Origin of the sequence: Dactylosporangium sp. McL0621 (assembly GCF_049995355.1) — a bacterium.
Taxonomy (GTDB): domain Bacteria; phylum Actinomycetota; class Actinomycetes; order Mycobacteriales; family Micromonosporaceae; genus Dactylosporangium.
Map to the genome: position 1 here is coordinate 9,476,098 of NZ_CP188259.1, position 12,179 is coordinate 9,488,276.

14 protein-coding genes are annotated in these 12,179 nt (G+C 73.5%); 11 read left to right on the forward strand and 3 right to left on the reverse strand.

The genetic code is table 11. From position 1 onward, the window contains the following. Window positions 1–365: 365 nt before the first annotated feature. Together ACPPVO_RS44990 and ACPPVO_RS44995 are read left to right on the forward strand one after the other, a co-directional pair. Entirely contained in the window at window positions 366–1,427 is a 1,062-nt protein-coding gene (locus tag ACPPVO_RS44990; RefSeq protein ID WP_426504741.1) for a glycosyltransferase, read from the forward strand. 54 nt (window positions 1,428–1,481) lie between these two features. Next, complete coding sequence (locus ACPPVO_RS44995) at window positions 1,482–2,147, forward strand: M50 family metallopeptidase (protein WP_426504743.1); 666 nt, start codon at window positions 1,482–1,484, stop codon at window positions 2,145–2,147. Between the two features lie 35 nt (window positions 2,148–2,182). Here the strand turns inward: ACPPVO_RS44995 and ACPPVO_RS45000 are convergent, their stop codons facing one another. Both ACPPVO_RS45000 and ACPPVO_RS45005 read right to left on the reverse strand, forming a co-directional pair. Then, the gene (locus ACPPVO_RS45000; RefSeq protein ID WP_426504744.1) at window positions 2,183–2,347 is read right to left on the reverse strand and encodes an RICIN domain-containing protein; all 165 of its coding nucleotides are present in this window, start codon (window positions 2,345–2,347) and stop codon (window positions 2,183–2,185) included. Between the two features lie 47 nt (window positions 2,348–2,394). Further along, window positions 2,395–3,957 (reverse strand): hypothetical protein, encoded by a 1,563-nt coding sequence (locus ACPPVO_RS45005; RefSeq protein ID WP_426504745.1) that lies wholly within the window; start codon window positions 3,955–3,957, stop codon window positions 2,395–2,397. A 156-nt stretch (window positions 3,958–4,113) separates the two neighbouring features. On the opposite strand from ACPPVO_RS45005, the gene ACPPVO_RS45010 reads away from it, so the two are divergent. The 7 genes from ACPPVO_RS45010 to ACPPVO_RS45040 all read left to right on the forward strand — a co-directional run bounded on the left by ACPPVO_RS45010 (window position 4,114) and on the right by ACPPVO_RS45040 (window position 10,525). Continuing rightward, window positions 4,114–4,812, forward strand: coding sequence for a hypothetical protein (locus ACPPVO_RS45010; protein ID WP_426504747.1), 699 nt, complete (start codon window positions 4,114–4,116; stop codon window positions 4,810–4,812). Between the two features lie 36 nt (window positions 4,813–4,848). Continuing rightward, window positions 4,849–5,646 carry an AIM24 family protein gene (locus ACPPVO_RS45015; protein WP_360380850.1) on the forward strand — a complete coding sequence of 266 codons (798 nt, stop codon included), beginning with the start codon at window positions 4,849–4,851 and terminating at the stop codon, window positions 5,644–5,646. A 7-nt stretch (window positions 5,647–5,653) separates the two neighbouring features. After that, window positions 5,654–6,538 (forward strand): AIM24 family protein, encoded by an 885-nt coding sequence (locus tag ACPPVO_RS45020; protein ID WP_426504749.1) that lies wholly within the window; start codon window positions 5,654–5,656, stop codon window positions 6,536–6,538. Between the two features lie 74 nt (window positions 6,539–6,612). Next, a complete protein-coding gene (locus tag ACPPVO_RS45025) occupies window positions 6,613–7,638 on the forward strand; it encodes an arabinan endo-1,5-alpha-L-arabinosidase (RefSeq protein WP_426504751.1) in 1,026 nt (341 codons plus the stop codon). Window positions 7,639–7,696: 58 nt separating this feature from the next. After that, window positions 7,697–8,458, forward strand: a complete 762-nt coding sequence (locus ACPPVO_RS45030; protein WP_426504752.1) for a cyclase family protein — start codon at window positions 7,697–7,699, stop codon at window positions 8,456–8,458. A gap of 1 nt (window position 8,459) precedes the next feature. Beyond that, a complete protein-coding gene (locus ACPPVO_RS45035; RefSeq protein ID WP_426504753.1) occupies window positions 8,460–10,058 on the forward strand; it encodes a thiamine pyrophosphate-binding protein in 1,599 nt (532 codons plus the stop codon). A gap of 17 nt (window positions 10,059–10,075) precedes the next feature. Beyond that, the gene (locus tag ACPPVO_RS45040) at window positions 10,076–10,525 is read left to right on the forward strand and encodes a YdeI/OmpD-associated family protein (protein WP_426504755.1); all 450 of its coding nucleotides are present in this window, start codon (window positions 10,076–10,078) and stop codon (window positions 10,523–10,525) included. Here the strand turns inward: ACPPVO_RS45040 and ACPPVO_RS45045 are convergent. Continuing rightward, a complete protein-coding gene (locus ACPPVO_RS45045; RefSeq protein WP_426504756.1) occupies window positions 10,479–11,003 on the reverse strand; it encodes a GtrA family protein in 525 nt (174 codons plus the stop codon). The genes ACPPVO_RS45040 and ACPPVO_RS45045 overlap by 47 nt on opposite strands. Before the next feature lie 76 nt (window positions 11,004–11,079). Between ACPPVO_RS45045 and ACPPVO_RS45050 the strand changes: the two genes are divergently transcribed. Both ACPPVO_RS45050 and ACPPVO_RS45055 read left to right on the forward strand, forming a co-directional pair. Further along, window positions 11,080–11,829, forward strand: coding sequence for an SDR family NAD(P)-dependent oxidoreductase (locus ACPPVO_RS45050; protein WP_426504758.1), 750 nt, complete (start codon window positions 11,080–11,082; stop codon window positions 11,827–11,829). Window positions 11,830–11,839: 10 nt separating this feature from the next. Continuing rightward, a complete protein-coding gene (locus ACPPVO_RS45055; RefSeq protein WP_360380829.1) occupies window positions 11,840–12,097 on the forward strand; it encodes an acyl-CoA-binding protein in 258 nt (85 codons plus the stop codon). Window positions 12,098–12,179: the final 82 nt, after the last annotated feature.

The window sequence follows — 12,179 nt, forward strand, 5'->3', positions numbered from 1 at the left end:
GTGCACCCCTGTAGATAGGGTCGGTCAATCCGATGCTCCCAGCAGCAAAGGCCGCATGCATCGGGCAACGGTGCGTCACGCGCGGCCGGCGGCTCGGATGCCGTGGCCGCGTGGGTACAGCGCCAGGTACCCGCGGAGTGAGCGGCCGGCCGAAGGAACGAACCACTCCGGAACCGCAGTCGCTGGCGTCCTCAGGTGGATCACAGGCGGGAGTCGCGATCATGGCCGGTCGGCGAAGAGGGGGACGCCGCAATGCGGCCGTCAGCTTCGTCGCCGAGAACTGGGAGCAGACGTCGGTGGTGCCCCGGGGCCGGGGCGCACGCGCTCCTCAGGTTGATCACAGGCGTGTCGGTGATGCTCGCACCATGGTGCGTGTCGCGATCATGGCTGTCAGCCGCTGGGGGGACCTTGCGCCGTACGCCGGGCTCGGGGTGCGGCTCCAGCAGGGCGGGCATCGGGTCAGCGTCGCCGCCGACGGGCGGTTCGAGGGGTACCTGCGCGGGCACGGGCTCGGGTTTCACCGGCTGCCGCTCGAGGCGGTCGCCGCGACGCCGTTCCCGGGGCGTCCGGCGCCGGACTGGGACCGGCTCGCCGCCGCGATGCTCGACGCCGCGCGGGCGGCCGATCTGCTGCTCCTGACGTCGTTGACCTCGTTCGGCGTGCACATCGCCGAGGGGCTGGGCCGGCCGAGCCTCGGCGTGTACCGGCGGCCGGTGACGCCCTCGTCGGCGGTCAGGGGGCGGCCGTACCGCGCCGCCGTCGACCGGCTGCGCGCCGGGCTCGGGCTGCCGCCGGTCACCGCCCGCGCGTTCGAGGCGCGGCGCCGGCCGATCTGTTTCGGCTACAGTCCGATCGTCGTCCCGCCGCCCGGGGACTGGCCGCCGTGGTACCGCGCCGTCGGGTTCTGGTGGCCGCCGAGCGATCCCGGGTTCACGCCCGACCCCGCGCTGCTGGACTTCCTCGCCGCCGGGCCGCCGCCGGTGTACGTCGGCCTCGGCGACCGGTCCGACCTCCTCGTCAGGGCCGTGCGCAAGGCCAAGGTGCGCGCGCTCGTGCCCGAAGGGGCCGGCGGCGACGACGTGCTCGCCATCGGGGACGTGCCGCACGAGTGGCTGTTCCCGCAGACGGCCGCGGTCGTGCACCACGGCGGCGCGGGGACGACGGCGGCCGGGCTGCGCGCCGGTGTGCCGGCGGTGCCGGTGCCCTTCCGTGCCGATCAGCCGTTCTGGGCGCAGCGCCTGACCGCCCTCGGCGTGACGCCCGGGCCCGTGCCGCGGCGCCGGTTGACCGTGGACCGGCTGGCCGCGGCGCTGAGCGCGGCGGCCGGCGATCCCGTGTACCGCCACCGGGCCGAGGCCCTCGCCGCGCGGCTGGCGCCGGAGGACGGCGCCGCCCGGGTACTGCGCGCAATCGATCTATACGTGTAAATCAGTCGAATCATCCGAGGGGATTCCGGCCCCGGCTTGGCTAGCGTCCGGGGCGTGCACGCCTCGCAGCTCGTCGTGGTCGGCTCCGGCCTGCTCGCGCTCGCGGTCTCGGTGATCCTGTGGCCGGTCGTGGGGTACGCGATCACGCTCGCGCACGAGGGCGGCCATGCGCTGGCGGCATCGATGATGGGCGGCACCGTCGACTACCTGAACATGAACCGGGGCCGCGGCGGCGAGACCAAGGCCAGCGGGCTCGGGCCGTTCGGCGGGTTCCTGATGGGCATCGCGGGGTACACCGGGCCGTCCGCGTTCGGGGTCGGCGGGGCGCTGCTGCTCGCGCACGACCAGGTGCGGCTGGTGCTGTGGCTGAGCGTGCTGTTCCTGCTGGCGGCGCTGTTCGCGTCGGGCACGTACGTCGCCCGGTTCACCGTCCTCGTGGTCGGGGCGCTCGCCGTGCTCCTGATACGCAAGGGCTCGGCGGGGCGGCAGGTCTTCTTCACGTACACCTGGATCTGGTTCCTGCTCCTGGGCGGCTTCGGGCACGTCCTGGTGCTGCAGCGCATCCGCGCCGAGGGCGACCCCGGCTCCGACGCCCTCCTGCTGCGCCGCATGACGTTCCTGCCGGCCTCGCTGTTCTCCGGCTTCTTCTGGCTGGTGAGCGTGTGCGCGCTGCTGTTCGGGGGCGCGGTCCTGCTGCGGCTCTACCACGCGGGGCCGTGAGCGGGGCCCGGTGCGTGCCGGGCCCCGCCGTTGCGCTACTGCCGGAAGTTCTGCGCCGTGTTGTCGCTCGCGCAGTGAAACTGCTGGATCTGCGCCCCGTCGTCCGACGAGCCCCACGCGACGTCCAGGCACAGCTCGCTGTTGACGTTGAAGAGCGTCTTGGCGTCCGGGAAGTCGCCGTCGCCGATGAACCAGATCATGCTGCGCGCGGGCCCACTCGACGTGCCCGGTGGGCTCGGTCGGCTCGTCATGCCCCTTCGGCGTTCCAGCGCGTTCCAGCTGGGTCGCCTCCCAGGACGAAGGCCCGCGGAACCATCGCCGCGTGGCGGCCGGGCAGGAGGGACAGGCAGCGCCGCCGTGCCTCCGCTGGGCTCAGTGACGCGTCGAGCAAGGCGGCCGTCAGTTCCGGCCCGTCCGCGAGCCGCGCCACCCCCGCGCCCAGCGCGTCGTCCAGCAAGCGCTGCACCTCGGCCAGGTCCACCCAGCAGCCGTCGACGAGGTGCCACCCCGCCGGCCGCTCGATCACTCCCACGGCCAGCGCTTCCATCACGGCGCCGGGCTCCAGGTCGTTCAGGGCCGCCGCAACCAGCAACCGCTCCAGGGCCAGCAGCAGCTCCCGCGCCTCCGCCGGCGAAACGCGCCCGGTGTCGCCCGTCCACACGCGGGCCACCAGCACGTCGTCGGCGCGGCCGAGGTCGAAGCGCAGCAGGATGTTCGTCGGTGGCATGTCGACCCACAGCAGGTCGGTCGGGGCCGGGTCGGAGTCCGCCACCGGGGCGTCGAACCCGCGCGTGTCGACGATGACGCTGTTGAACAGGGGCTCGAAGCTCGGCGCCAGGCCGCGTTCGGTCATCCGGGACAAGGTTCCCTCGTCCTGGCGGTACACGTGGTAGGCCCCGTTCACGCCGGCCTGCAGGACCGCGCCGAACGTGCGGCGGATCAGCTCGTCGAAGGCGGCGCCGGCCGTGTCCACGGCCACGAAGGTCGACTGCGCCAGGGTGCCGACGAACTCGCTCAGCCCGGACTCGAAGCGGTTGGCCGAGAGCATCACGAAACGGCAGATGTCGTACCCGGTCCGGCGCGCCAGCAGCGCGCACCACGCGGCCAGCACGATCGTCGGGCGGCTCGTGCGGGTGCGGGCGGCGATCCGGTCCAGGGCCCGGGCCGCCGCCTCCGACGACATGCCGCACGCGCCCGAGCCGGCGGCCGGGTCGATCCGCGGGCGCGCGTAGAGGTGCGCGGGCGCGGCCTCCACGTGCCGGAACCAGTGCCGCAGCGCCTGCTCCTGCCGCCGGCGCCGGGCCGGGGCGCGCTCGGCCTCGGCGCGGTCGAGCGGCTGCAGGACGACGTCGGCGAGCTCCCGGCCGCGGATGAGGGTGTCGAACTCCCCCTCGAGCACCATGAGCGCCTGGAAGTCGACGGCGATGTGCGAGTAGACGGCCGTCAGCGCGCCTTGCGCCAATGCAACCGCGAACCGCACCGGCTCGGAGGCCGAGACGGGGCCGAGATCCGCCGGAAGCTCCGCATACACCGCCAAAGGGACGCTGCCCGAGTCCAGGACCTGCTGCGAACCGGGGTCGCCGAGGGTGTACCGGCTGCGCAGCCCCTCGTGCCGGCTCACCAGCGCGCCGAGGGCCGCGACCACCGCCGCCAGGGTCGTGCCCGGCGGGACCGGCAGGCGCTGCTCGAGCCGGGCCGCGGGCGCGTCCGGGGCGTCGGCGAGCCACTTCGCGACGTTGAGCTGACCGAGCGTGAGCGGACCGGCGGCGGTCCGCGCGCCGCGGAACCCCACCGGGATCACCTGCACCATGGGCAACGATGATCCGGATCACATCGAGAGATCGCCATCGACGAAGAACCCCGGAAGCGGCGAGCTTCGGTCCTGCTAAAGGACGATTCGGCGGTACCGCGGGCTTGCGCATCTCGGGTAGTGTGCGCGAGGCATTCGGCGAGAGGACGAGGGACCATGACGCAGAACGGGATGCGACAGTACGACGACCGCATGGCTGGCCCGGGCGTCATGCAGCAGCCGGGCGAGGTGCCGGGCATGGGCGGCGACCAGGCCAAGGCGCTCGCCGTGCTCACCATGGCCCAGCGCACCGCCGAGGAGCACATCAACACCGCGATCAGCGAGGCCGAGCAGATCCGGGGCGAGGCGCACGCCAACGCCAACCAGATCATCTCCGACGCGCAGGCCCAGGCGGGCGCGCTGCGCGAGGAGGCCGAGAAGATCCTGGGCCGGGCCCGCAGCGCCGCCGAGAAGATCGCCCGCGAGGCCGAGGCCTACGCGGCGGACACGGAGCGCAACGCCGGCGAGGTGCTGGCCGACGCCCAGGCCCGGGCCGAGGACATCGTGCGCGAGGCGCAGGACAACGCGTACGACATCAAGCAGCGCGCCGAGCAGATCTACGAGGACGTCGTCGGCGGCCTGACCTCGAAGCGGCAGGCGCTGCAGGGGCAGATCGAGGCGCTGGAGCGCTTCGACCAGGAGTACCGCTCCCGCCTCACCGGCTTCATGCAGCAGCAGATGCGCGCCCTGTGGGTCGGGCAGCCGCAGGTGGCCACGCCGCAGGAGATCCAGGACGGGTCGGCCGTCGCGGGCGAGCTGCTGCCGGCCCAGCGCGGCGCGCACGAGGACGAGCACGACGAGCAACTCGCCGAATAAAGCGTTTTCTCAGCTTCGGCCGCTAGCGTCCCCCGCGTGGAGCGGATCGAATGCCAGTGGTGCCGGGTGCAGAACGCGCCCGGCTCCACCTCCTGCCTGACGTGCGGTGCGCCGCTCGACGTCGCCAACGTGGTGAGCGACTCGGGCTGGCGCGAGGCGCCCCGGCTGCGGGACATGACCGAGTTCCGGTTCTCGAACTCGGTGGCCCAGGTCGAGGGCGAGCTCGTCCCCGTCATCGACATGGCGCTCGCCCCCGGTGACGCGGTGTACTTCGAGCATCACGTCCTGCTCTGGAAGGACGAGCAGACCCCGGTCACCGCCATGCCGACCGGCGGCGGGATGCGCCGCGTGTTCGGCGGCATGCCGTTCGTGCTGACCCTCGCCCACGGTCCCGGCCGGGTCGCCTTCTCCCGCGACTCCCCCGGCGAGCTCGTGGTGCTGCCGCTGCACCCGGGCATGGAGCTCGACGTGCGCGGCCACGCGTTCCTGCTCGCCACGCACACGATCGGCTACGACTTCATCCGCATCCAGGGCCTGGCCAACGTGCTGCACGGCGGCAACGGGATGTACCTCGACCGCTTCGTCACCACCGCCGCCCCCGGGCTGCTGGTGCTGCACGGCTACGGCAACGTGTTCGAGCGCTACCTGCGCCCGGGCGAGAAGATCCTGGTCGAGCCGGGCGGGTTCCTCTACAAGGACGCCGCCGTCGGCATGCAGGCGGTGCAGATGCCGGTCAAGACGGGGCTGATGCGCCGCGGGATGTACCTGGCCGAGATGACCGGCCCCGGCCGTGTCGGGATCCAGTCGATGTACGTGCACCACCACTCGGAATGAGGGCGCGATGACCGAGGGGTACGTCGTCTGCCGGTACTGCCGCATGCCGCACCCGCCCGGCGGCCCGTCCTGCCCGAGCTGCGGGGCGGCGCTGGACGTGCGGCAGGTCGTGTCCCGCTCGGGCTGGATCGAGCAGCCGCCGGTCAAGGACATGGCGCGCATCCAGTTCGGGCAGTCGCGGGTGCAGCTCGAGGGCCGGTACGTCCCGGTCGCCGACTTCACCCTGTCCGGCCAGGAGTGGATCTACTTCGCCCATCACGCGCTGCTGTGGACCGAGCCCGGGGTGCGGCTGGGCAACAGCTCGCTCGCCGGCGGCTGGAACCGGATGCTGGCCGGGCTGCCGCTGATCATGATCGAGGCCCGCGGGCCGGGCCGGGTGGCGCTGTCCGGCGACCGCCCGGGCGAGCTCATCGCGCTGCCGCTGGCCCCGGGCCGGCACGTGTGGACCCGCGAGCACCGGTTCCTCACCGCCACCGGGAACGTCACGTACACCTGGCAGCCGACCGGCGTCTGGTACGACACCGGCACCGGCGACGACCGCGAGACCCACTACCCGCTGGGGCAGTACGGCGACCTGTTCTCCGCCCAGCAGGGCCCGGGGCTGCTCCTGCTGCACTCGCCGGGCAACACGTTCCTGCGCGACCTGGCCCCGGGCGAGACGATCCTGGTGCAGCCGGGCGCGCTGCTGTACCGCGACGTCTCGGTCCAGGCCCACCTGCACCTGGAGTACCCGCGCGGCACCCAGCGCATCTCGTGGCGCTCGTCGTTCAGCCAGCGCAACATCTGGCTGCGGCTCATCGGCCCCGGCCGGGTCGCGGTGTCCTCGGTGTTCCACCACACCAGCTCGGAGAGCATCACGCGCAACTCCGCCGCCACCGTGCAGCGCTGGTAAGTTTCAGAACAACTTGACAACCTTCGATGTCAGGGCTCGAATATGTGAGCGCTAACATTCGAGGAGATACCGCCATGTCCCTGCTGAAGTCCCGGCGCCTGTGGCTCGCGACTGCCATCGCGGCCACCCTGATCGCGAGCGCCGCCGGCGCCGCCGACGTCGACGCCGCCACCACCACCCCGCTCGCCGCCGCCCCCACCAGTCCCCCGGCGTCGTACCCGAACCCGGGCACCGTCACCGGCAACACCGGCACGCACGACCCCTCGGCGGTGAAGACGCCCGCGGGCGGCTACATCGTGGCGTACACCGGAGCCAACATCCAGCTCAAGACCTCGTCGGACCGCACCGCCTGGCGCAACGCCGGGGCCGCGTTCCCGAGCGGGGCGTCGTGGACCCTGCCGTACACCGGCGGCAGCAACCAGCTGTGGGCGCCCGACATCTCGTACCACAACGGCACCTACTACATGTACTACGCCGCCTCCACCTTCGGCTCGAACCACTCGGCGATCTTCCTGGCCACCAGCAGCACCGGCGCGTCGGGCTCGTGGAGCAACAAGGGCCTGGTCATCGAGACGACCACGTCGAGCAACTACAACGCGATCGACCCGAACCTGGTCATCGACGCGTCCGGCGGCTGGTGGCTGTCGCTCGGCTCGTTCTGGACCGGCATCAAGCTGGTCAAGATCAACCCGTCGACCGGGCTGCGGGCGGACTCGACGGTACGGCCGATCGCCCAGCGGACCGGCTCGTCGACGGCGATCGAGGCGCCGTACATCTTCCGCCACGGCAGCTACTACTACCTGTGGGTGTCGTTCGACCTGTGCTGCCGCGGCGCGTCGAGCACCTACCGGATCATGGTCGGCCGATCCACCAGCATCACCGGGCCGTACACCGACCGCAACGGCACCGCGATGACCTCCGGCGGCGGCACCCAGGTGCTGGCGACCCACGGCAGCATCCACGGCCCGGGCCACCAGGCGGTGCTCGCCGACAACGACGGCGAGGTGCTGTTCTACCACTACTACGCCAACAGCGGCGCGTCCTACCTGGGCATCAACCTCGTCGGCTACGACTCCGCGGGGTGGCCGTTCGTGTACTGACTCTTGCGAAGGGCTCGGGGCTCTTGCGAAGGGCTCGGGCCGGACCTACGGTCGCGGCATGTCGCTCCTGAACGATCTGGTGCAGGCCGTCTCGTCCGGTTCGATCGAGGTCGTCGATCTGACCGCGCCGCTGAGCGGGGACACGCCGATCCTGCAGCTGCCCGAGCCCTTCGGCAACACCTGGCGCTTCGAGTCCGAGGAGATCAGCCGGTACGACGAGCGCGGGCCGGCCTGGTACTGGAACAACTTCCGCTCCGGCGAGCACACCGGCACCCACTTCGACGCGCCGATCCACTGGGTGACGGGCCGCGACGGCGAGGACGTCGCCCAGGTGCCGGCGCAGAAGCTGTGCGCGCCGGCCGTGGTCATCGACAAGGCCGACCGGGCCGCCGCCGACCCCGGCTACCTGCTCGAGATCGAGGACGTCCAGGCCTGGACGGCCGAGCACGGGCCGCTGCCCGACGGCGGCTGGCTGCTGTACCGCACCGGCTGGGACGCCCGCGGCGACGACGACGCCGCGTACCTCAACGCCGGCAACACCCCCGGCGTCTCCCCGGCCTGCGCGCGGTGGCTGGCCGAGCAGACGCCGATCATCGGCATGGGCGTGGAGACCGTCGGCACCGACGCGGGCGCCGCGCACTCGTTCGACCCGCCGTTCCCGTGCCACTCGTTCCTGCTCGGCGCCGGCAAGTACGGGCTGACCCAGCTGCGCAACCTGGACCGGCTGCCGGCGAGGGGCGCGGTCGTGGTCGCCGGCCCGCTGCCGATCGTGCGCGGCTCGGGCAGCCCGGCGCGCGTGCTCGCCCTGGTCGAGCGCTGACGTGCTCGTCGCCGAGGCCATCGGCCGGGCCCTGGCCCCGCAGTTCGTCTTCGGGGTGGTCGGCAGCGGCAACTTCCACCTGACCAACGCCCTCGTGGCGGCCGGCGCGAGGTTCGTGGCGGCCCGGCACGAGGGCGGGGCCGCGGTGATGGCCGACGCGTACGCCCGCACCTCCGGCCGGCTCGGCGTGCTGACCCTGCACCAGGGCCCCGGCGTGACGAACGCGCTCACCGGCATCGCCGAGGCGGCCAAGAGCCGCACGCCGATGGTGGTGCTCGCGGCCGACACCGGCGCGGCCGGGGCCCGCTCGAACTTCCGGCTCGACCAGGCGGCGCTGGCGGCCGGCATCGGCGCCGCCTTCGAGCGCGCGGCGACCCCGGCCTCGGCCGTGGACGACGTGCTGCGGGCCGCCCGGCGGGCCCGCACGGAGCGGCGCACCGTGCTCGTGAGCCTGCCGCTGGACGTGCAGGCCGCGGATGCCCCGGATGTCGTACCGCACACAGAGCCCCTGCCGCCGGTACACCTGCCGGATCCCGCGTCGGTGCGGGCCCTGGCGGAGCTGATCGCCGACGCGCGCCGGCCCGTGTTCATCGCCGGGCGCGGCGCCCGCTCGCCCGGGGCCGCGGCGGCGATCGCGGCGCTGGCGGAGCGGTGCGGGGCGCTGCTCGCCACGTCGGCGGTGGCCCGGGGGCTGTTCAACGGCGATCCGTGGTACCTCGACGTGGCCGGCGGGTTCGCCTCCCCGGCCGCGGCCGAGCGGATCGCCGGGGCCGACGCCGTCGTGGCGTGGGGCTGCTCGCTGAACATGTGGACCACCCGGCACGGAAGGCTGATCGGCCCGGGCGCGGCGGTGGCCCAGGTCGACGTCGACCCGGACGCGCTGCACACCGGCCTCGGCGTGCTCGGCGACGCGGCGGCCACGGCCACGGCGGCGCTCGCGCTGGTCCCCGCCGCGGCCGGCTACCGGACGGCGCCGCTGCCGAGCGTGCGCTGGCGGGACGTGCCGTTCGAGGACGCCTCGGGCGACGGCCGGATCGACCCGCGGACGCTGTCGATCGCGCTGGACGACCTGCTCCCGGCCGAGCGCACGGTCGGCGTGGACTCCGGCAACTTCATGGGCTACCCGTCGATGTACCTGTCCGTGCCCGACGCCCCCGGGTTCTGCTTCACGCAGGCGTTCCAGTCGATCGGCCTGGGCCTGGCCACCGCGATCGGCGCCGCCGTGGCCCGCCCGGACCGGCTGCCGGTGGCGGTGCTGGGCGACGGCGGCTTCCTGATGGGCATCTCGGAGCTGGAGACCGTCGTGCGGCTGGGACTGCCGATGGTGATCGTGGTGTACGACGACGCCGCGTACGGCGCCGAGGTGCACCACTTCGGCCCGCACGGGCACCCGCTCGGCACCGTGACCTTCCCGGACACCGACCTGGCCGCGATCGCGCGCGGCTACGGCTGCGCCGGGGTCGTGGTCCGCTCGCCGGCGGACCTGAGCGCGGTGCGCGCCTGGCTCGCCGGCCCCCGCGACCGGCCGATCCTGATCGACGCCAAGGTCACCGCCGCGCGCGGCTCCTGGTGGCTGGAGGAGGCCTTCCGGGGGCACTGAGCCGTTACGGTACTTGCATGCGCTTCACCACCACGCCCGTCGCCGGGTCCGGCGGCCGCGTCGTCGTGCCGGTGCCGTTCGACCCCGATGCGCTGTGGGGCGCCAAGGCCCGGCACCTCGTCGGCGGCACCATCGGCGGGCACCGCGTCCGGGGCAGCATCGAGCGGACCGGCGACGGGTTCGCGCTGACGTTCGGCCCGGCCGCCTGCGTCCCGGCCGGGGCCGCGGTCGACGCCGACCTGGAGCCCGAGGGTCCGCAGCGGGCGGACCTGGCCGAGGACTTCGCCGCCGCGCTGGCCGCGACCCCGGCGGCCGGGGCGTTCTTCGACGCGCTGGCGCAGTTCTACCGCAAGGCGTACGTGCGCTGGATCGAGGCCACGAAGCGCCGCCCCGACGAGCGGGCGCGGCGCATCGCCGAGGTCATCGCGCTGCTGGAGGCGGGCCGGAAGGAGCGCCCGAAGCCATAGCCGCCAGCGCCGTCCCGGGCACGGCGACCGGCGGCCGGTCCCGGAACACCCACCAGCGCGAGAGCGTGTAGGTGAACACGGCGACGATCCCGGCGGCGAGCACGCGGGCGACGCGCACGTCCAGGCCCAGCTCGTACAGCCCGGAGGAGACGCCGACGGTGATGCAGTAGTCACCGACGGCCACGACCGCGAAGCGGACCACCTGGCGGCCGACCGGCGCGTGGGACCGGAAGTTCACCGTGCGGTTGAGCACGAAGTTCAGCCCGAACGCGGCCAGGTAGGCGATCGACACCGCGACCGGGATCGGCAGGTGGGTGGTGCGGCGCAGCAGCATGAGCAGGCCGAGGTCGACCGAGAAGGTGAACGCGCCGAGCATGGCGAAGCCGGCCAGCTCGCGCGGCAGCAGGCGGCGCAGCCGGGGCGGCAGGCGGTCGACCCACCCGGTCAGCATGTCGCCGGCGCGCTCCGCTGCGGTCATGCCCCGTATCCTTCCCTACCCGCGTGAAGCCCCGGTGGAGACCCCGCGAAAAATCGCGACCGCTACCGTCGGCTACGTGACTATCGCGACGAGAATCCTGGTGACCGGCGGGACGAGCGGCCTGGGCCGCGCGATGGCCGCGGCGCTCGCGGCGAACGGCGCCACGGTCGCGCTCACCGGCCGCTCCGGCGAGCACGCGGCCGCCGTCGCCGAGACCCTGCCGGGTGCGGCGTTCGGCCTCGCCCTCGACGTGCGCGACGAGGCCTCGGTGACCGCGGCGGTGGACGCGGCCTGGACCCGCCTCGGCGGCATCGACCTGCTCGTCAACAACGCGGGCCTCGGCATGCGCACCGTCAACCCGGCGTTCCTGACCGAGCCGCAGCCCTTCTGGATGGTGCCGCCCGACGGCTTCCGCGCCGTCGTCGACACCAACCTGACCGGCTACTTCCTGGTCGCCCGGGCCGTCGTGCCGCGCCTGCTGGCGGCCGGCGGCGGGCGGGTCGTGAACGTCTCGGTGAGCGAGTCGACGATGACCCGCGCGGGCTTCGCCCCGTACGGGCCCTCCCGCGCCGGCAGCGAGGCCCTGTCCCGGGTGATGGCGGCCGACCTGCGCGACACCCCGGTGACGGTGAACGTGCTGCTGCCCGGCGGCCCGACGGCGACCGGCATGGTGCCGCCCGGCCCGCGCCCGGCCGGGATGCGGCTGCTCGAGCCGGAGATCATGGGCGCGCCGATCGTGTGGCTCGCGTCGGAGGCCGCGACCGGCGTGCACGACCAGCGCATCGTCGCGAGCGAGTTCGGTGCGTGGCTCGCGGCGCGGGGATAGGGTCTCAGCCATGGCGGTGAGCGAGGATTTCGAGCGGGCCCAGGTCGACGTGAAGAAGCTCGGGGCGCGGCCCGGCAACGATGTGTTGCTGAAGCTGTACGCGCTGTACAAGCAGGGCACCCAGGGCGACGCGAGCGGGAGCCGGCCCGGGATGTTCGACCTCACCGGCCGGGCCAAGTTCGACGCGTGGAAGTCCGTCGCCGGGACGGCCCCCGAGGAGGCCCAGCAGCAGTACGTCGAGCTCGTCCGGCAGCTCCAGGGCCGCTGAACGGCCGAACCACTGTGACAAACGTGTGACTGTCGCCGTACCGCTGGCGCGAACCCCGCGGCGCAGCTAACATGATCGATGA

Excerpts from the sequence above, each read along its gene's own strand:
- ACPPVO_RS45055 (WP_360380829.1), top strand. The coding sequence starts at position 11,840 with ATGGCGGTGAGCGAGGATTTCGAGCGGGCCCAGGTCGACGTGAAGAAG.
- ACPPVO_RS45040 (WP_426504755.1), top strand. The coding sequence starts at position 10,076 with ATGCGCTTCACCACCACGCCCGTCGCCGGGTCCGGCGGCCGCGTCGTC.
- ACPPVO_RS45005 (WP_426504745.1), bottom strand. The coding sequence starts at position 3,957 with ATGGTGCAGGTGATCCCGGTGGGGTTCCGCGGCGCGCGGACCGCCGCC.
- ACPPVO_RS45000 (WP_426504744.1), bottom strand. The coding sequence starts at position 2,347 with ATGATCTGGTTCATCGGCGACGGCGACTTCCCGGACGCCAAGACGCTC.
- ACPPVO_RS44990 (WP_426504741.1), top strand. The coding sequence starts at position 366 with ATGGTGCGTGTCGCGATCATGGCTGTCAGCCGCTGGGGGGACCTTGCG.
- ACPPVO_RS45020 (WP_426504749.1), top strand. The coding sequence starts at position 5,654 with ATGACCGAGGGGTACGTCGTCTGCCGGTACTGCCGCATGCCGCACCCG.
- ACPPVO_RS45045 (WP_426504756.1), bottom strand. The coding sequence starts at position 11,003 with ATGACCGCAGCGGAGCGCGCCGGCGACATGCTGACCGGGTGGGTCGAC.
- ACPPVO_RS45030 (WP_426504752.1), top strand. The coding sequence starts at position 7,697 with ATGTCGCTCCTGAACGATCTGGTGCAGGCCGTCTCGTCCGGTTCGATC.
- ACPPVO_RS45010 (WP_426504747.1), top strand. The coding sequence starts at position 4,114 with ATGACGCAGAACGGGATGCGACAGTACGACGACCGCATGGCTGGCCCG.
- ACPPVO_RS45025 (WP_426504751.1), top strand. The coding sequence starts at position 6,613 with ATGTCCCTGCTGAAGTCCCGGCGCCTGTGGCTCGCGACTGCCATCGCG.